General features: G+C 41.3%; 9 protein-coding genes and 2 tRNA genes. 1 reads left to right on the top strand and 10 read right to left on the bottom strand.

The annotated features are described in order from the left end of the window. Window positions 1-10,644, top strand: a complete 10,644-nt coding sequence (locus tag ACFSX4_RS11405) for a Cna B-type domain-containing protein (protein WP_377774706.1) — start codon at window positions 1-3, stop codon at window positions 10,642-10,644. A gap of 829 nt (window positions 10,645-11,473) precedes the next feature. Here ACFSX4_RS11405 and rlmH read toward each other — a convergent pair. The 10 genes from rlmH to dnaB all read right to left on the bottom strand — a co-directional run bounded on the left by rlmH (window position 11,474) and on the right by dnaB (window position 20,822). Next, on the bottom strand, window positions 11,474-11,953 hold the full coding sequence (gene rlmH, locus ACFSX4_RS11410; RefSeq protein ID WP_377774708.1) for a 23S rRNA (pseudouridine(1915)-N(3))-methyltransferase RlmH: 480 nt from the start codon (window positions 11,951-11,953) through the stop codon (window positions 11,474-11,476). Between the two features lie 134 nt (window positions 11,954-12,087). After that, window positions 12,088-12,870 (bottom strand): MBL fold metallo-hydrolase, encoded by a 783-nt coding sequence (locus tag ACFSX4_RS11415; protein WP_377774710.1) that lies wholly within the window; start codon window positions 12,868-12,870, stop codon window positions 12,088-12,090. Window positions 12,871-12,881: 11 nt separating this feature from the next. Then, window positions 12,882-13,652: a two-component system regulatory protein YycI gene (yycI, locus tag ACFSX4_RS11420; protein WP_377774712.1), complete on the bottom strand. Its 771-nt coding sequence runs from the start codon at window positions 13,650-13,652 to the stop codon at window positions 12,882-12,884. Continuing rightward, window positions 13,652-14,968, bottom strand: coding sequence for a YycH family regulatory protein (locus ACFSX4_RS11425; protein WP_377774714.1), 1,317 nt, complete (start codon window positions 14,966-14,968; stop codon window positions 13,652-13,654). Before ACFSX4_RS11425 ends, yycI begins: the two co-directional genes overlap by 1 nt. Then, window positions 14,961-16,799: a cell wall metabolism sensor histidine kinase WalK gene (gene walK, locus ACFSX4_RS11430; RefSeq protein WP_377774716.1), complete on the bottom strand. Its 1,839-nt coding sequence runs from the start codon at window positions 16,797-16,799 to the stop codon at window positions 14,961-14,963. Before walK ends, ACFSX4_RS11425 begins: the two co-directional genes overlap by 8 nt. 19 nt (window positions 16,800-16,818) lie before the next feature. Further along, window positions 16,819-17,520, bottom strand: a complete 702-nt coding sequence (gene yycF / locus ACFSX4_RS11435) for a response regulator YycF (RefSeq protein ID WP_377774718.1) — start codon at window positions 17,518-17,520, stop codon at window positions 16,819-16,821. A 156-nt stretch (window positions 17,521-17,676) separates the two neighbouring features. Beyond that, window positions 17,677-17,749, bottom strand: a tRNA-Asp gene (locus tag ACFSX4_RS11440). Window positions 17,750-17,776: 27 nt separating this feature from the next. Next, window positions 17,777-17,848: transfer RNA gene (locus ACFSX4_RS11445), tRNA-Glu, on the bottom strand. 184 nt (window positions 17,849-18,032) lie between these two features. After that, the gene (locus ACFSX4_RS11450; RefSeq protein ID WP_377774720.1) at window positions 18,033-19,319 is read right to left on the bottom strand and encodes an adenylosuccinate synthase; all 1,287 of its coding nucleotides are present in this window, start codon (window positions 19,317-19,319) and stop codon (window positions 18,033-18,035) included. Window positions 19,320-19,433: 114 nt separating this feature from the next. After that, window positions 19,434-20,822, bottom strand: coding sequence for a replicative DNA helicase (dnaB, locus tag ACFSX4_RS11455; protein WP_377774722.1), 1,389 nt, complete (start codon window positions 20,820-20,822; stop codon window positions 19,434-19,436). Window positions 20,823-20,845 lie beyond the last annotated feature (23 nt).

Here is a 20,845-nt window from a genome sequence, read left to right on the forward strand (position 1 = left end):
TTGAAAAGGTATTTACAGATTTACTTAGCAATTATTTTAGTAGTGACTTCTCTGTTTTCTTATCCATTATCTGTTTTGGGAGAGGATAACATATCTGAGGAAGATATGGATGTAGAGATTGATTCTCCAATGGAATCAGAAGCTACTACAGAAGAAGCATCAAATGATGAAGAAAACACTAGAGAAGAGGAACCGGTTGTTGAAGAAAACAATACGAACAATACGGTAGAGGAAACAATTTCTGAAGAAGTAAATGACGGGACTGAAGAGGCAGTCAATGAAGACGATGCTGCAGAAGAAGAAGAAACAGCTGTTGAGGAAGAACAAGCTGTTGAAGAGGAAGATGAGGAGAAACAAGGTTTCAGTCTTGAAGTAAAGCAGGCTGTTGATATGGATGGTAATGCAATCACTACTGGAAATGCCTTGAATCCTGAAGCAACTTTTGTTTTACAATTGGACGGACGTATTAAAGGTTCTCATAACTATGAAGCAGGAGACGTTGAAACATATCAGCTTCCCGCATCCGTTAATGTTGCAAATGCTACAACTGGTCAGGCGACAGTAGATGGGACGAATGTCGCAGCATATACTGTTAATGCAAATGGAAACGTAGTCATTGAGTTTAACACGTCGATTGAATCGGTGGGCAATACTTTCGCAGATTTTAAAGCTGAAGTCGTTCTCAATAGTAGTACGGTGGATGAATCTGCTGAAGAAGCATACATAGCACCTATCGGCAGTGAATCGGGCATAGTCGTCCCATTGGATATTGAATCGGATGAAGAGAAACAAGGCTTTAGTCTGGAACTCAGTGAAGCACTGACAACTGACGAAGAAGCAATTACTGAAGAAGCCCCATTAGACCCTGAAGACGCATTTACACTGGTGCTGAATGGTAATGTATCATCAGATATTAATTATGAAGCAGGAGACGAATTATCATTTAATATCCCAGCTTCAGTCAATGTTGAAGCATCAGAAGGTGTGTTAATTGCAGAAGGTATTGATATTGCACACTATGTGGTTGGTTCTGATAATAGTGTTTCTATTACATTTACAGAGGGTGTAGAAACAGCTGATGCATCTATCGCAAAAGTAAATGTAGAAACAACATTAAACGAATCAGCAATTAATACTGAAACAAACGAAGCAGTGATTAGTCCGATTGACAATGAAGCTGCAGTTGTGATACCACTCGCTGTTGAGTCTGATGAGGAGAAGCAGGGCTTCAGTCTGGAACTCAGTGAAGCACTGACAACTGACGATGAAGCCATTACTGAAGAAGCACCATTAGACCCTGAAGATGTATTTACACTAGTACTGAATGGTAAAGTATCATCGGATATTAATTATGAAGCAGGCGATACAGTATCATTCAAAATTCCTGCATCTGTTGAAGCAGAAGCGACAGAAGGCACATTATCTGCAGATGATACTAAATTCGCAACATATGTTGTGAACACAGATAACACTGTGGATGTTGAATTTACTGAAGGTATAGAGTCTGTTAAAGATACGATTGCCGGGGTTGATGTCGATGTAACATTAACTGAATCCTTAATTGACGCGGAAGCTGAAGAAGCTAACATTGAGCCGATTGGCGATGAGAACAGTCTGACTATCCCTTTGGATATTGATGAATCATCAGTCGGGCCTCAAAATATTGATGGTTTTAATCTTCAGATTGACTCACTATTGGATATGTCTGGTGTTGAAATCAGTGACCAGAATCCTCTGGGGCTTACTGATGAATTTATTTTAAACATACATTGGTCATTGGATAATAATCATGGGATTAATGAAGGTGATACCCTAACGATTGACCTGCCACAGGGTATATTGATTGTTGCAGAGGCCTCAGGCACACTTGATGTTAGTGGTGAACCTGTACTTGACTATGTGATACGCACAGACGGCACGATGGAAATCACATTCCGAAGTGGTGTGGAAAATTGGAGTAATATTGAAGGGATTATTACCGCACAGTCAAGTGTTGATATTGACAATGCGGTTGTTGAAGATAATGAACTCGTACTTCAACCAATTGGTGAGGAAGGTGAGAAGCGTTTCCCGATTGATTTAGGAGAACGTAATAAAACTATTGAAAAGGCCGGAGAACCCAATCGGAATTACAATGCAGAAACGATTGACTGGACCATTACTGCTAATACCGGGAACGGTAATCTGACGGGAAGTATCATTACTGATACACTGCCTGAAGGTGTAGAGTATCAGGACGGCAGTTTGGTTGTTACACGTTATGATGTAAACTTAAACGGTCAAAGAATCGGTGAAGGTGAAGTTGTTGAAATCACTCCGACAGTAGAAAATGGTGTATTAACAATTCCTGTTGACGGTGAACCTGCCGAGTATGTGATTGAATATACGACAGATATCGTTGATGATGAAGCGACATCATTCCGTAATAATGCTGTATTTACAGATGATGATTTAGAACCTGTAGGTGCAAATGCCACAGTAACAATCGATAGAGGATCTTCTATTACGAAATCAGCAGGCGAATACAACCCTGTATCAGGTGAAATTGAATGGACAGTTGAATTTAACTATAATCAAAAGTCATTAGAAGGTGAGACCTTTGAAGACAGCTGGCAGCCTGCAGGCGTACTTAATCTTGTTGGTGAACCGCAGTTTGAAAGAATGACAATTAATCCTGAAACCGGGGCAGCGAGTGGTACAGGAGAGTATGGACTACCTGATGGTGCATTGTTCACAGCAGGAGATGATAGTTTTAGTGTAACAGGTATCACAACAAATGAAGCATACCGTGTGACGTATACTACAACCGTTGCGGATCGGGTAATGGACGGTTTGAATATTGAGAATGTTGCTGGTTACGGTGAAGAAAATGATGGATCGGGTATCAATATCGGTCAGTTCATCGGTAATAAATCTATCAGTAATGTGAATTATCTCGATCGTACAATCGACTGGGTGATTACCATTAACAGAGACGAGTACGAAATGAATAATATCGTAGTCGAAGATACTTTAAGTTCCGGACTGACATTAGTTGAAGATTCAATGAGTGTAACAGTCGGAGGAAATGATTATAATGACTTCACTTTAAGCGGTGATAATCCATTTACTGTTACCTTCCCGGAAAACTATTCGACAGATGATGTCATTGTGATTACTTATCAAACCAGTTATGAGCCGGATGCATTGGAAAATAATCGTGTAGATAACACGGCAGACATTCGATGGGTAGATACAAATGGAGACAGTCAGAATAAGACGGTCGATGCCGGACAAGGCTTAAACCAGGAAACGAACAACAGTTCATGGAAGAATGGGTCATATGATCCTGCAACCAAAGAAATCACTTGGCGCATTTATGCGAACTACCGACAAAACTCAATTGATAACTTAGTGATTCATGACATGCCGCAGGGGAATCAGCAGTTAATTGAAGATTCAGTTATAGTACGTGAATTAAATATTAACAGTGGCGGCGGACATTCTCCGGGAGAGACTGTTGATGCTGATGTGTCATACAGCGGCAATACGTTTACTGCTGTGATTGGTGAAACATCCAATGCTTACTATATTGAATATAAGACCTCTCTTGAAGGCTTAAGTGATATTGCAGGTCAATATAAGAATCAGGCGGAAATCAGAGATGGAGACACTACGCTCAGCGAAGTGGATGCTGAAGTCGGTATTGCAAATAATAATGTATACGCAGACAAATCCGGTAACCAGAACGGAAACATATTCCGATGGAGTGTAAATATTAATGCGGGTCAGCAGGTGATTAGCAATCTTGTGTATTCAGATACGCTATCTGATAACCAAGAAGTGCTTGATCACACAATTACGGTATATGAAGCTTCAGTTGACGGTAATGGTAACCTCCACCAAGGCAATGTCTATGACCCGAGCAATTATACATTAAACGTCGCAGAAGACAGCCAGTCATTCTCAATTGCATGGAATGACGGAATCAGTCGACCGTTCATGATAGAATATTCTTCGTTATTCTTTGCAGCTCAAGGTGAAGAAGTGAGTAATAGTTATGAAATTACCGGTGATGAGAATATTCTTGAAGACGGTCATACAAGCGGTACAGAACGTAAAACTGTTAGATTTGTATCCGGAGGCAGTGCGACAGGTGAAGTCGGTTATCTGATGATTGATAAAATTGATGTCACAAACAATGGAGATGACAAGCTTGGCGGTGCAACTTTTGAATTAAGAGATGTCGCCGGTAATGTAATCAGGACAGGTACAACGAATGAAGATGGTGTTCTTGACTTCGGTAGATTGTTATACGGTAATTATATACTTGTCGAAACAAATGTACCGGACGGTTATGTAAATAATGAGATCGAAAGACCGATCACAATTAATTCACCATATACACCGGGTGATAATCCGGATGATTTTGCGGTACAAGTTGAAAACTTTGTACCTGTATATGAAATTGATTTAACGAAACAGGATGACCTAGGTGAAGTCATTCCAGGTGTGACTTTTGAGTTATACAATAGTGAAGATGAATTAATAGGTGAAGCAACCACTGACGAAAATGGTTTTATTAAGTTTAGTGAAATCAGTGAGCCGGGTCAGTATTATGTTGTTGAAACAAATGCACCGGATGGTTATGTTACTTCCGGACAAAGACACCCTGTGACTGTGGAACAACAATCTAATGTACCTGCTGCCCTGGACGTAGTAAACAATCGTACATTAACGAATCTTTCAGGAGAAAAGATCTGGAATGACGCGGATAACCAGGATGGTCTCCGACCAGATTCGATTACAGTAGAACTCCTGGCAGATGGTGAAGCTGTGGACTCAAAAGAATTGAATGCCAGCACAAACTGGGCATTCAATTTTAATAATCTGCCAACACACCAAAACGGTGAAGAAATCACATATACGGTAGATGAAATCGATGAGGTGGAAGGTTATACTACTGAGATTGTCGGTAATGACATCATTAATGCGCACACACCTGAACAAACTGAAATCTCCGGTGTGAAAACGTGGGATGATGCGGATAACCAGGATGGTATTCGTCCAAATTCAATTGAAGTTCAGTTACTGGCAAATGGTGAAGTTGTACAAACTCAAAATGTGACCTCAGAAACTGACTGGAGTTACACATTTACTGAACTGCCAGTATATGAAACAGGAGAAACGATTGAATATACAGTCGCAGAAGTGCCTGTAGACGGTTATGAAACATTGGTAGAAGACTTTGATATCACCAACAGTTATACACCTGAAGTCATCGATATTCCAGTCAATAAAGTATGGGATGATGAAGATGATCAGGATGGCATCAGACCGGATACAATCACTTTCAATGTACTGGATGGTATCAGTGATGAACCGGTCAGAACACAGGAAGTGAGTGCGGAAGATGATTGGTCATATGTATTTGAAAATCTGCCGAGATACAATAACGGTGTAGAAATTGAATACACAGTGACTGAGAACACAATCGAAGATTACTCTGCAGAAATCAGTTCGAATGAAGAGGGTGTAGTTGAAGTATTAAATACACATACACCAGATGAAACGTCAGTCACAGTAACTAAAGCATGGAATGATGAAAATAATCAGGATGGTATTCGTCCGGACAGTATCGAAGTCCAGTTAACTGCGGATGGTGAGCCGGAAGGTGAAGTTGTTGAGTTAAATGAAGGAAACGATTGGTCCACAACATGGAGTGCACTGCCGTTAAATGCTTCTGGTGAAGCCATTGATTATTCAGTGGAAGAAGTCAATGTACCGGAAGGTTATACTTCTGAGATCAATGATGAGGACCATGGTAATATCATTGTTTCTAACAGCTATACTCCGGAAGTAACAGAAATCCCAGTGAATAAAGTATGGGATGATGCAGATAACCAGGATGGTATCCAGCCTGGATCTATCATGGTCAATGTGGCAGTGGATGATGATGTATATGCATCAATGACACTTTCTGAAGACAATGACTGGAGTTACGTATTTGAAGACTTACCGGTTTATAATGACGGTGAAGTGATTGAATATACTGTAACTGAAACGCCAGTAGATGGTTATGAAATTGACATCACTGAAGAAGAAGGCAGCTACACAGTTACAAACAGCCGCACACCGGATGTGAGAGATATTGATGTTACTAAATCATGGGATGATGGTGATAATCAGGACGGTAATCGTCCGGACATTATCGAAGTTCAGTTATACGCAAACGGTGAACCGGATGGTGACCCTGTTGAACTCAGTGAAGAGAATGAATGGTCTCACGAATGGAATGACCTGCCGGTCAATGCGTCTGGTCAAGCGATTCAATATTCTGTTGAAGAACTACATGTACCGGATGAGTATCTCGTGACAATCAGTCAGGAAACAATGGGCAGCTTTGAAATTAACAATGCTTATACACCGCAGGTGACTGAAGTGACTGGTGTGAAAACTTGGGATGACGGCGAAAACCAGGATGGTATTCGTCCAGGTTCAATCGAAGTTCAGTTACTGGCAGATGATGAAGTGGTTGATACCCGCATTGTGACATCAGAAACAGAGTGGGGTTATGAATTTACTGAACTGCCTGTATATGAAGCCGGTGAAGTCATAGATTACACGATTAACGAAGTCGCTGTAGACGGTTATGAAACAGAAATTACAGGAAATAATTTGACGAACAGTTATACACCTGAATTGATTGATATTCCAGTAACGAAAATCTGGGACGATGCAGATAATCAAGATGGTGTCCGTCCGAATTCAGTATTCATTAATGTACTGGATAACGAAGGCGTATTAGTCAGAACGCAGGAAGTGACTGCGGATGATGAGGGTAACTGGTCATATGTATTTGAAGATCTGCCAAGATATAATAATGGTGTAGAGATCGAATACAGTGTGACTGAAAATTCGGTGGAAGATTATTCTACTGAAGTGGTACCAACTGAAGATGGTTTTGAAGTCACAAACGCGCATACACCAGGTGAAACATCTGCGACAGTGACGAAAATATGGAATGATGGAAGCAACCAGGATGGCACACGTCCAGACAGTATTGAAGTGCAATTAACTATGAATGGTGAAGCGGAAGGTGAAGTTGTTGAGTTAAATGCTGAAAACGACTGGACACACACTTGGAATGAACTGCCTGTCAATGCAGAAGGTGAAGCCATTGATTATTCAGTTGAAGAAGTCAATGTACCGGAAGGTTACGAATCAGCAGTCAGTGACGAAGACCATGGTAATATAATGGTAGTGAATAGTTACACACCTGAAGAAGCTGAAATTCCAGTAACGAAAGTTTGGGAAGATAGTGATAATCAGGATGGTGTCAGACCGGATACGGTGACAGTCAATGTACTCGCTGATGGTGAAATCGTCGGATCATATGAATTGACTGAGGAAAATGAATGGTCTCATGTATTTGAAGAATTACCGGTTTATAATAACGGTCAAGAAATTGAATATACAGTTACTGAAGATGCGGTGGATGGATATGAAGCAGACATTTTACCGAATGAAGAGGAAGACGGTTATATTGTTACAAACAACCGCACACCAGATGTAACAGATATAGATGTTACAAAAGTCTGGGAAGACAGCAGCAATCAAGACGGTAATCGTCCGGACAGTATCGAAGTTCAGTTACTTGCGAATGAAGAAACTGTTGGTGATGTTGTAGAACTCAATACAGACAATGACTGGTCCAATGTTTGGAACGATCTGCCGGTAAATGCATCAGGTGAAGCGATTGAATACTCAGTTGAAGAAGTGGGTGTACCGGAAGGTTACACTTCTGAAGTGAGTGATATTGTATCCAGCTCAATTACTGTGACGAACAATTATTCACCTGAAGAAACTGAAGTATCCGGTACGAAGACTTGGACGGGTGATGACAGTCAAACGAACAGTCGTCCGGACAGTATCGAAGTTCAGTTACTCGCGGATGGTGAAGTGGTGAATACACTGAATGTCACTGCAGAAACTGAATGGACATATGAATTTACAGAATTACCGGTTTATAATAACGGTGAAGCGATTGAATATACTGTAGATGAAGTGTCTGTTGACGGTTATGAAACTGAAATTGACGGATTTGATATCATAAACACATTCAATCCTGACGCAACAATCGATATCCCGGTAACGAAAGTATGGGATGATGAAGAAAATCAGGATGGTAATCGCCCCGATTCCATCACATATAACCTGCTTGATGGTACAGGGAATATCCTTCAATCACAGACTGTGACTGAAGAAGATGATTGGACTTACGTATTTGAAAATCTGCCGATGTACAGTGAAAATGTAGAAATTAACTACACTGTAACTGAAAATACAGTGCAGGATTATTCAACATCAATTGCTCAGTCAGAAGATGAAGTCGTTGTGACAAACACGCATACACCCGCTGAAACATCTGTCACAGTGACAAAAGGATGGGCGGATGAATTTAATGCATATGCATCTCGTCCGAATAGTATTGAAGTTCAGTTGACCGCAGACGGTGAAGCTGTTGGTGACAGCATTGAACTGACTGTTGAAGACGATTGGACACATACTTGGAATGAACTACCGATTAATGATGGTGGTAACGCAATTAATTACTCAGTGGAAGAAGTTAATGTACCGGAAGGATATACTTCAGTAGTCAATGACGATAACCATGGTAATCTGGTTGTGACAAACACTTATACATCACCATCAGACGAAGTCATCGATATTCCAGTAACGAAAGTTTGGGAAGATGAAGAAAATCAGGACGATGTGAGACCAGGTACGATTCATTTCAATGTACTGGCAGATGGAGAAGTGATTGCTTCTGCGCCGGTGACTGAAGAAGATGACTGGTCGTATGTGTTTGAAAAATTACCGGTATATAATAGTGACGGTGAAGAAATCGAGTATACTGTCACTGAAAATGCAGTGGATGGATATGAATCAGATGTCTCTCCAAATGAAGAAGGCAGCGGTTTTGTAGTCACAAACAGCCGTGATACAGATGTTACAGCAGTCAATGTAGAAAAGGTTTGGGAAGACGACAACAACCAAGATGGTAATCGTCCGAATGAAATCAGTGTTCAACTGTATGCGGATGGTGAGCCGGAAGGTGAAGCAGTATCATTAAATGCATCCAATGACTGGTCATACAGCTGGACGAATCTTGATGAGAAATCAGAAGGTTCAACTGTTCAATACAGAGTCGCTGAGTTGGATGTGCCGGATAATTATAGTGCAAACATTGATCAAAGTAATCTTGAGAACATTGTGATTACGAATTCGTACACTCCAGTAACTATTGATCTTCCTGTAAACAAAACATGGGATGACAATGATAATGCGGATAATACACGTCCGGATTCTGTAACGGTACACTTATTCGATGATCAAGGTACAGAAGTCGAGGAATCTGTCACATTAAACAGTGCCAATGACTGGAACCATGTGTTTGAAAATCTGCCGAAGTACCGTGATAACGGACAGCTGATAACGTATTATGTGACTGAAGATGCGGTTGAGGATTATACTTCTCATATTGATTATAGTGTGGAAAGTATTGAAATCATAAACACTCATACACCGGATGAGACATCTGTGACAGTACTTAAAGCCTGGAATGACTATAATAACCAGGATGACAGTCGTCCGGATGAAGTTGAAGTCCAGCTTTACGCTGACGGTGAATCAGTCGGTGATGCGGTGACATTAACAAAAGCTGATAACTGGTTGCATACTTGGATGGAACTGCCTGTCTCTGTAGATGGTGAAATCATTGAGTATACTGTAGAAGAAGTCAATGTACCGGAAGGTTATGAAGCTGAAGTGAATGATGTGAATTACGGCGGCGTAATTATCACAAACACGTATGTACCTGAGACAATGGATATTCCTGTTGCGAAAACTTGGAACCATGGTAATAATGATGAATCGGATCAACCGGATTCAATCAATGTATACCTGGTGAATAGTGAAGGAACAATCATTGAAACAGTTGAGTTGAATGATGATAACGACTGGAAACACACATTCACAGATATGCCGGTGAATGAACACGGTAAACCTATAGATTACCGCGTATTTGAAAGCGATGTGAAAGACTACAATTCTGAAGTAATCAGCGTTGGTTTGAATTTCGACCTTGTGAACACATACAGCCCGGATGAAACAACGTTCACTGTTGTGAAAGGTTGGAATGACAACAAAGACTACGCTGAAAAACGTCCTGAAGCAATTAAAGTTCAGTTGTATAAGGACGGTGAAGCTGAGGGAGAATCAGTTGAAATCACAGCGAATGATAAGTGGAAACATACCTTTGAAGGTTTAGACAGTGATGCAGAATACACTGTTGAAGAAATTGACGTTCCAAAAGGCTATAAAGTTTCCGAGCATAAGATTAGTAAATCAGCAACGATATTAGTCAACAACTATAAGTCACAAAATGACGGAACGCCAGGTGTTCCACACTTTAATGATAAAGAAGATGGAACACATGATGGATCAGGTACATCAGATGGTTCTGGTGGAGACCGTGAAGGCCAAGGGTCTGGCTCAGGTTTACCATTAACCGGTGTTGCGGCAACCAATGTGATTGTGATTGTAGTACTATTACTCTTAGCTGGTGCAGGTTTCTTGATCTACAGTAGAAGGAAAAGCTAAGTGGTATAGGGATGGATATGACGTGGAAATTCTATAATGCTTAATCGATAGATGAGCCGGGAGTGTAATCCCGGCTCATCTATTTTTTATAATGAATTTAAAGGAAACGGCCGCTAATGGTTCAAGCTGGATTACTTGCGAATTAAGTGATCGTCTTAATTATGTTGAAAGCAGTGTTTAAATCGTTTTGTGATATGTTAGGTATTATATTGATTAAAAACAAAGATTGGGAGGTGTAATTGATGGCTCCTGAATAGTCCAGCCTGATTTGAACCATTAATATGTTTTAATATTATGAATTTTGGCAATAATAAGTTTTTATTTATGCAACACTAGTTTATCTTTATATGTAATAAATTTAGACAAAATTATTATACTCGCTTGGAAGGATTTAGATACCCAAAAACAACTAGTCAAGACAGAATGAAAATCCAAACATGGGAAAATAGTTTTGTCGAACGTGAAGTGCCAGTAACTTTACCAAATGAAGAAGACCAAAACGTACTATACATATACTTCTGGAGAAGCCACTCAGAACTTAAAACAGAATTATAACAGTGGTAATTTTGCTTATCAAGATAATTTGGGACGAGTAATATACTCTATCGGAAAATTAGATGATGGAAGACTTTCTGTCATTGCAAACAGAGCATACTCTCATGACTCTTCTAATGGTAAGAGCTTTAATATCATAGAATATATTATTGAGAATGATAAAATTATTTATTGAAATCAATTACAGTAAACAAGATATACATCCAATAATGTCGAGTGTATATTTTATTATTTTATGAGAACTGAATAAATTTCTCATTCATTGAAAACCGCATCAACGGTGATATGTAGCCCCCGTCAATATCTTATTCACTCTAAAAAGCTGCTCAAGTATCATCACCTTCATCATTTGATGAGGGTAGGTGAGGGTGCCGAAGCTGATTTCCTGGTCGCTTCTCTGTTTGACCGCTTCTCCAAGCCCGTTACTGCCACCGATGACAAACACCACATCACTTTTGCCGGTATTCATCCACTTCTGATATTCAGCTGCGAGTTTCTCACTGGAATACTGTCTGCCTGCAATCTCCAGTGTGACGACGTGCTGACCGGGTTTTATTCGCGAGAGTATTTTATCTGCTTCCTTATCTTTAATCTGTTCGATATCATTCGGGCTCGCATTATTCGGTTCTTTTTCATCCGTCACTTCAATGAGTTCAATTTTTGCATATTTACTGATACGTTTTTGATATTCTTCCACTGCCTGTTTCCAGTATTTTTCCTTTAATTTGCCTACAGTAATCAATGTCAGCTTCATTTTTTATCCTCATTTCTCAATAAAAATTTAATGTTTATGCAAAAAGCAGCCGAGTTATCCACAACCGGCTGCTTTTTATCCACAGTTATTCACAGTTCTCCACACATTTTATCCACAAGTTGTGGGAAACTGGCTCATATTGTATATATTTCCGTCGGTGTCTCTTTATCTGTGTCGCAGATTTTCACATCGCTGCCGGTATCAATATCATATTGATTCAGAACCTGTTCCACACTCATTCTGGCGAGTTCTTTTATATTATTATCGAGACTTAAATGACTCAGATAAATACGTTTGGTCCGTCCGGTAATGACGTCCTTCATCGCATGTGCGGCGTCTTCATTGGACACGTGCCCGACGTCTGACAGAATACGCTGTTTAGTATTCCACGGATATCTTCCCATTCTGAGCATGTCCACGTCGTGATTGCTTTCAAAAACGAAGCAGTCACTGTCTTCAATAATTCCTTTCATCTGATCAGAAACATATCCGGTATCTGTAATGACTGATATTTTCTTATCATTCTGTCTGAAAGTATAGAACTGCGGATCCACTGCATCATGGGACACATTAAATGACTGAATATCCATACCGAACAGTTCTTTTTCATCCAGCGGATTAAAGTGAAATTTCTGTTCAGGGTTGATGATAATATTTTTACTTTCAATCTGCTGCCATGTTTTTTCATTCGCAAATACTGGAATCGGATATTTTTTCGCAACGACCTTCAATCCTTTAATATGGTCTGAATGTTCGTGCGTTATTAAAATTGCGCCGATATCCTTCAATGATTTATCTATTTTGTTTAGCTGTTCTTCAATTCGTTTACAGGTAAGCCCCACATCGATGAGCAAGCCGCCTTTTTCCGTTTCAATATAAGTACAATTACCAGTTGATCCACTGGCCAACACGCTCATTCTCACGTGACTCACTCACTTTCAATTATTTCTTCTGTATCACTTGTCGCATCCACATAGATGGTTTTACTGACGTTCTGGTCGTCCACATGAAATTCCCATTTCGGTCTCAGCATGACCTGGTCCTCTTCAACAAAGATGACAAAATAGCCGAGTCTCGCACTCAATATGACTGCTTCTTCCGAAATACGTTCCTGCCTGTAAAGTTCCTCTACGCCCCGTTTAGGAGACTTCGCATCTACCGGCAGTGTGTAGGCATCGGGTTCAATATCTTCAAGCATGGTCTGTTCGAATGTATCTGCCTCAGTGTCTCCCGAGAATAAAAGCCTTGCCGCTTCATGATTAAACACAGGGAAGTCATTATACGTCTGATTGAAGATTTTTTGAGTATCTGTACTCATCACTTCATCATAGGTATATATACTGCCCCTGAAGACTTCCTCGTTTTTATACTGCTGCAGCGCATTAAATTTCATTTCAGGCGCGTCTTCTTCCTGAAACTCCCGCTTAATCTGACTGCTGTTTTCAATCTCATCCACTGATATTTCTTCATCGGACTGCGTAAAATTCTCAACGACTGCTGTCAGCACACTCATTTCAACAGGTTCATAATCCATATCGTTAATCACACTCATATCAATATCCGTACCGTCGAGGACGCCGGCTGTTTCTGTGCCGGCTGTCCCGGGGTCTTCACGCGCATTCATATAAATGATGATTAAAAATATATTGATGAAGAGAAACACTATAATGTACAGGGATTTTGCCAGTTTCCAATCCATTAGTTTTCGAGTCCTCCTTCATCAAACATAAACCACTCACCGTCATACTGAACATACCATTCCGGTGTATACTCAAGAACGTTCAGTTCAGTCTGCTCGGATGAAAATGTCATGTTGTATCCGATAATGATTCTTGATACTTTCTGGAGATCCAGGTTTTCATTCAGTGCAATTTGATAACGGACATTCTCAAGCGGAACAAGTTCCTTATCCTGTTCCCCCGGAACTTTCGCATTGACGCGGAGCAGGGGTCTCGTGTACTCATACACGGAATTCTGTCCGTACTTGACCGAGATGACGTTATTAATCGTTTCGCTGAATACAACATGTCCGTTCATCGTTGTACGGTAAACAGATTGATTCTCATCTGAATGGTAATCAAATAATATATTGCGGTTGGTTAAACCGGTATGGGATTTCAAGAAGGTGAAACTTTTATGAATGGTCTGGTGGGGGTCATATTCACCTGTCAGAGATTCATCCAGATTTGTATATGTGTAACCGTACGTATCGAGATTATACTTCGCAATATTCTGCGCACCTTCATAGATGGATACCTGATCACTTTGTTCACTGTTGTATTCATCATTCGTAAATAAAATACTGTTCATTAACTCCGGGCTGATCTGCGTGGATAAAAAGTTCTCAACCGGCATGCTTCCCGGCTGGCTCGGTCCGTAAATAGCTGTCTTACTGTTTGAAGTCTGCTGATTGGTAATAACCCCGAGATATTCTTCAAATCCATCCTCATGGTCATCCAATATTGAAATCAGGCGCTCACTGTCAATATCAGTCGGTGCAATCGCTACACGGTCGAGACTGTCATTAATCAGATAGAACACAATATTGTCTTCCCCGAGATCTACGATAATGCGGCTGAAATTATAATCCGGTGTACTGCCGTCATAATGAAATCCAAGCACCTGAAATAAACTTTTCATCGGCATATTGGACGGGTAGTCGACTATAAGAAAGTCTTCTGAACCATCTGCTTTAGTGACTTCATCCAGCCGGTTTAAACTGTTAAAAACATTGACTTCTGACACTTCAGTTCCTGAAAGATATTCTCTGATGCCGACAATAATATCATCCTGGATTGTTCCTGTAATATCCGACCCGTCTACATGTACAAGCTGGTAGGCCCGCATCGTCTGGTTGAAACTGACATCTTCTGTCTCACCGATATTCGAAGACGTATTGATGTTGGTTTCCACTTCCGCAAATTCCGGCTGATAGCTCCATACCATATAGGTCAGTACTGCACTTGTGATGACTAAAATAAAAAGGATGATGGATTTTAATACTTCTCTACGCATCCCAGTCATCCTCCTCTATTGTTTCACAAGGCAGATTGATAAAGATCGTCGTTCCTTCACCTTCCACACTGTTCGCCCAGATGCGGCCGTCATGCGCTTCAATAATCTCCTTGGAAATCGCAAGACCGAGACCTGTACCGCCCATCTTTCTTGCACGTGCTTTATCGACACGGTAGAAACGCTCAAAGATACGATCGACTTTATTCGCAGGAATTCCGAGGCCGTTATCTTTAATACGCACCGTCATACGGTTGTACAGAATATTCTGCTTCACATGGAATTCCACACGTTTGTTATTGCTGCTCGAATACTTAATGGCATTTGAAATGACATTATCCAGCACCTGTCCCATCTTATCAAATGAGATTTCTGTAAATATCGCGCTTTTAGGGATATTCCGCACGAATTTGACGTCTTCTTTATGCGTCATTTCAAAACGGTCAATAATACGGTTTAAGAAAATGTTAAAGTCCACAATATCTTTTTCAATTTCCTCTGCTTCGTTGTCCATACGGGACAGCTGCAGAAGGTCCTCAACGAGACGAATCATCCGGTCGGTCTCATCGCGGGTCACGCTTAAGAAGCGGGGAGCGAGACGCTCATCCTGCCACGCACCCTCCTGAAGCGCCTCAATGTAGCTTCTCATCGATGTCAGAGGCGTCCTTAATTCATGGGACACATTCGCAACAAATTCACGGCGTTCGCTGTCGATTCTTTCCTGCTCTGTAACATCGTGAAGTACCGCAATATAACCGTTAATAAAGCCCGTGTCTTTAACGATAGTGGAGAAGTTAATTCGTATCATGGTGTGTTCCTCATCATCAAGGAAAAGGAGCTGGCTCTCATTGACTTCCTTAATATCATCGAGCGTCACATCACCGTCAAGCTTCAAAATTTCGAGCATTTTTTTACCTGTCACATCACCGTTCTCAACACCGAGCATTTCAAGTGCCATCTCATTCATGACATTGATGCGGCCTTTACGGTCGGTCGCAATAATTCCTTCCGACATGTGGGTGATGACGGAATCAAGACGTTTTTTCTCGCTTTCCGTGTTCGCTCTTGCTTCCTGAACACGTTTTGACAGAATATTAAATGAGCCGGCAAGTTCGCCAATCTCATCATTACTGTATATTTTAACACGCGAAGTATAGTCACCTTCACTCATCAACAGCGCCTGGTTTCTCATATCTGTAATCGGCTTGGTGATGGTTCTCGCAATAAAAATACCGAGTATACTCGTGATAATCAATGAAATCACTGTTGCAATGATAAATGTATTATTAATCTCTTCCAGCTGCTGATAGACCGATTCAATATTCGATGTCACATAAACGGCACCGATGACCTGGTCATCCTGAAGCACCGGCTGGTTTAAAAGCCATATACGCTGCTGGTCCTGATTGGCATTAACGTAAATATCATCGTTCCGTGTGCCGGAGGTAATCGCTTCTTCTGTCAGTGCATCCGTGACACTCGAACCGATATTCGACTCGTTCGAAATCCGGCTCGTGGCCACAAGTACATTATCGGAATTCACGAAGCGGATTTCATCGACTTCCGGACGGTTGCCGTAGTCCGACAACAGATTTTGGATTTCCTGATAGAGTGTATCCTGATCATCCGCATATTCTATATGCAGTTCATTAATCCGGTTTTCAATCAGTTCCACCTGAGTTTCGATGTTACCCTGAAAAGTCTCAGTCAAGTCTCTCTCAAGTGTATTCGTAAAGTACAGACCGATAATCTGCATCCCAATCACTATAAGGAGTACATATATAATTACTAATTTAATGTGCAGGGACTGCAGATTTCTAAAGAACCGCTTCATAAGTTCTGTACTCCTTTAATTAATCATTTCCTTGGATATAATAGCCGACGCCGCGTCGTGTCATTAAATACTCAGGGTGTGACGGATCATCCTCAATTTTCTCTCTGAGTCTCCGTACAGTCACATCCACAGTTCTCACATCTCCGAAGTAATCGTAACCCCATACTGTTTCAAGGAGGTGCTCTCTCGTCATTACCTGGGAAATATGCTGTGCCAGATAGTTAAAGAGTTCAAACTCACGGTGGGTCAAGTCAATATCTTTGCCGTGTTTTTTTATCGCATAGGATTCCGGTATAATCGTAATATCCTTAATTTGAATGTTCGTTGTTTCACCGTCTTCGGCCTTTACTGCAGGTGCATTATTACGGCGAAGGTTCGCCTTAACACGGGCAATTAATTCACGGGTTGAGAACGGTTTTGTGACATAGTCATCGGCACCGAGTTCGAGGCCGAGTACTTTATCAATTTCAGAGTCTTTTGCTGTCAGCATAATAATCGGCATATCGTGCGTTTTTCTGACTTCTCTGCACACTTCCATACCGTCCATACCCGGCAGCATAATATCAAGAAGTACAATATCCGGTTCTACTTCCAAAATCAGCTCCAGCGCATCATTACCGTCATAAGCACAATGCACTTCATATCCTTCTTTATCCAGGTTGAACTCCAGTATATCTGCGATCGGTCTCTCATCATCAACGACTACAATTTTTTTAGGCATGTCTTTCCCTCACTTCATTTGTCAGTCACACTTAATATCATGTGAGTCTACAAGAATGTATATCTTCCCACACTTAAATGTATCATTTTTTAGTGAACTTTTCCATTTTCACAACAAAAAACTACCAACATCATCTGATATTGATAGTTCTATTTACGGTCCCGACGGGAATCGAACCCGCGATCTCCTGCGTGACAGGCAGGCATGTTAACCGCTACACCACGGGACCATATGTATAATTCAATTAAAATAAAAGTGACCCGTACGGGATTCGAACCCGTGTTACCGCCGTGAAAGGGCGGTGTCTTAACCACTTGACCAACGGGCCATATGTAAGTCATATGACACAAAAATTATTATAGCATGATTCAAATTCCAATTACAATAACTATTTTATTATTATTTACCCTTAATTGAAATTTTTGAAAGAAACAAGCATTCGATATGCAGATGATGATATACATAAATAAAAAACTGCTGCAGCGGATGATTACACTGCAGCGGTTTTTAAATTAAGACCAGAAGTTTTTCAAAAGATTGGTCTGATTACGGTCCGGACCGACACTGAAAATCGATACGCTGACACCGCATAATTTTTCAATTTCACGTAAGTAGTTCAAAGCATTTTCAGGAAGGTCTTCCAGATGTTTAACACCTGTAATATCTTCAGACCAGCCCGGCATCTCTTTATAGATTGGCTTTGCACGTTTCAGAGCTTCAAGTGTTGCAGGGTACTCAGTGATTTCTTCACCATCAAGTTCATACGCCACACAGATTTTAACTGTATCGAGTCCGCTTAACACATCGATAGAGTTTAATGATAAATCGGTAATACCGCTGACACGTCTTGAATGGCGGACAACGACACTGTCAAACCAGCCGACACGGCGCGCGCGTCCTGTTGTTGTACCGTATTCACGGCCGACTTCACGGATATGATGACCGTGGTCGTCAAAGAGTTCCGTAGGGAAAGGACCATCACCGACACGGGATGTATATGCTTTACATACACCGACAATATTTTTTACATGTGTCGGACCGACACCACAGCCGACTGTGACGTTTCCTGCGACAGGATTGCTTGATGTAACAAACGGGTATGTCCCGTGGTCGATATCAAGCATGACACCCTGTGCACCTTCAAATAGCACTTTTTCATTGTTTTGGAAGGCATCATCCAAAAGCTTCGCTGTATCTGTAACATAAGGCGCCAGACGTTCAGCCGCTTTTTTGTAATCATCATAAATAGAATCAAATGTAAATCCTTCATGATCATACAGTGCTTTTAACGTATGGTTTTTCAATTTCAGATTTTCTTCAAGACGCACTTTAAATGTTTCTGTATCAACCAGGTCCGCCATCCGGATACCGATACGCTGTACTTTATCTACATAGCACGGACCGATTCCGCGTTTTGTCGTACCGATTTTATTTTCACCGCGTGCTTCTTCTTCAAGTTCATCCTGCAGTAAGTGATAGGGGAGAATCACCTGTGCACGGTTTGAAATTCTTAAATTATCCACACTGATTCCACGTTCAATCAGTCCGTCGAGCTCTTTAATTAAAGAGAGCGGATCGATGACCACACCATTACCGACTAGAGAAATTTTATCCTGATAGAAAATTCCTGATGGCACTAAATGCAGCTTATATGTTTCGCCGCCGAATTGAATCGTATGTCCCGCGTTGTTTCCGCCGGAGAATCTCGCGATAATATTTGCATCCTCAGATAAGAAATCCGTAATCTTACCTTTACCTTCGTCGCCCCACTGTGTTCCAACTACAACTGTTCCAGACATGTAATAGCCTCCAAATTTCTTCATTAATGACGTACTCATTCTACCAATATCACAATCAAATTACAATAAAAACACGAATGCTTTTGAAGATTACCTTCAAAAACATTCGTGAATTTAGTTCGGAGGGATGTATCCATCCCCGTAATCCCGGTTATCCTGATCAAAAAAGCTTGAGTAGGATTTATTGAAGATAAGACTGACGGTTCCGGTCGGACCGTTACGATGCTTGGCTAAAATGATTTCAATTTCATCCTGTTCCTTCTGTGCACCCGCAGCGTCATCCTCACCGTCGCCGCGCGTATAATAATCTTCCCGGTATAAGAAAGCGACTATATCCGCATCCTGCTCAATGGAACCTGATTCACGGAGGTCACTCATCATCGGTCGCTTGTCCTGTCTTGTTTCCACACTTCTTGAAAGCTGTGACAGTGCGATAACCGGCGCTTCCACTTCACGCGCCAGTGCCTTTAACATTCTCGAAATCTCCGACACTTCCTGCTGGCGGTTGTCTGAACTCCGTGTCCCGGAGCCTTGAATCAGCTGAAGATAGTCGATGATAATCATATCCAGCCCGTGTTCCTGCTTCAGTCTGAGGCATTTCGAACGGATATCCGAAACACGAATACCCGGTGTATCATCAATAAATATTTTGGAATCTGCAAGCTGTCCGATTGCCGTCGTGAAATTATCCCAGTCCTGCTGTTCTAAATTCCCCTGACGGATCTTTGTCGCATCAATCATTCCTTTTGATGAAATCATTCTCGATACCAGCTGGTCCGCACCCATCTCCAATGAAAAAATTGCCACTGAATAATTATCCTGGGACGTTCCGACATGTCCTGCGATATTTAAGGCGAATGCCGTCTTACCCATGGAAGGGCGGGCTGCGAGAATAATCAAGTCATTTCTGCCGAAGCCGGAAGTCATAAAATCAAGGTCTCTGTATCCGGTCGGGATACCTGTTGTTGTTGATCCTTTTGATGCCCGTGCTTCAACCTGCTCATACACTTCATGGACGACCGACTTCATCGATTTGAAGCCTTCATTCCGTCTCGCTTCGGAAATCGACATAACACGTGACTCTGCCTCATTGAGCAGGTCTTCTATATCTATTTCCTCTGAAAATCCGTCTGTAGCGATTTCGCTTACTGTCTGAATCAGCTTACGGCGCAGTGAATACTTCGCAACAATTTCCATATAAAACTGCCAGTTATGTGTTGTCGGCACAAACTCTGCCAGTTCACCGAGGTATCTCGGTCCGCCTGCAGCATTAAACTCGCCCATCTGACGCAGCTGATCGGAAATTGTAACCAGGTCAATCCGGCTGCGTTCTTCACTCAGTGTACCGACGGCACGGAATATATGCTGGTGTTCGTGACGGTAGAAATCATCCGGATCCAGTGTTTCCGATACTGATATATAAATCTCGGGATCGATAATAATCGCACCTAACACCGACTGTTCCGCTTCAACATCATGCGGCATTTGGTTATGTCCGTTCATTACCGATTCCTCCTTTTAAAATT

This window comes from Corticicoccus populi, from assembly GCF_042686195.1.
GTDB classification, from domain to species: domain Bacteria; phylum Bacillota; class Bacilli; order Staphylococcales; family Salinicoccaceae; genus Corticicoccus; species Corticicoccus populi.

What these genes read in the sequence shown, in the direction of transcription:
- ACFSX4_RS11415 (WP_377774710.1), bottom strand. Translation starts at nt 12,870, where the DNA reads ATGAGCGTGTTGGCCAGTGGATCAACTGGTAATTGTACTTATATTGAA.
- yycI (WP_377774712.1), bottom strand. Translation starts at nt 13,652, where the DNA reads ATGGATTGGAAACTGGCAAAATCCCTGTACATTATAGTGTTTCTCTTC.
- yycF (WP_377774718.1), bottom strand. Translation starts at nt 17,520, where the DNA reads ATGCCTAAAAAAATTGTAGTCGTTGATGATGAGAGACCGATCGCAGAT.
- ACFSX4_RS11425 (WP_377774714.1), bottom strand. Translation starts at nt 14,968, where the DNA reads ATGCGTAGAGAAGTATTAAAATCCATCATCCTTTTTATTTTAGTCATC.
- rlmH (WP_377774708.1), bottom strand. Translation starts at nt 11,953, where the DNA reads ATGAAGCTGACATTGATTACTGTAGGCAAATTAAAGGAAAAATACTGG.
- dnaB (WP_377774722.1), bottom strand. Translation starts at nt 20,822, where the DNA reads ATGAACGGACATAACCAAATGCCGCATGATGTTGAAGCGGAACAGTCG.
- walK (WP_377774716.1), bottom strand. Translation starts at nt 16,799, where the DNA reads ATGAAGCGGTTCTTTAGAAATCTGCAGTCCCTGCACATTAAATTAGTA.
- ACFSX4_RS11450 (WP_377774720.1), bottom strand. Translation starts at nt 19,319, where the DNA reads ATGTCTGGAACAGTTGTAGTTGGAACACAGTGGGGCGACGAAGGTAAA.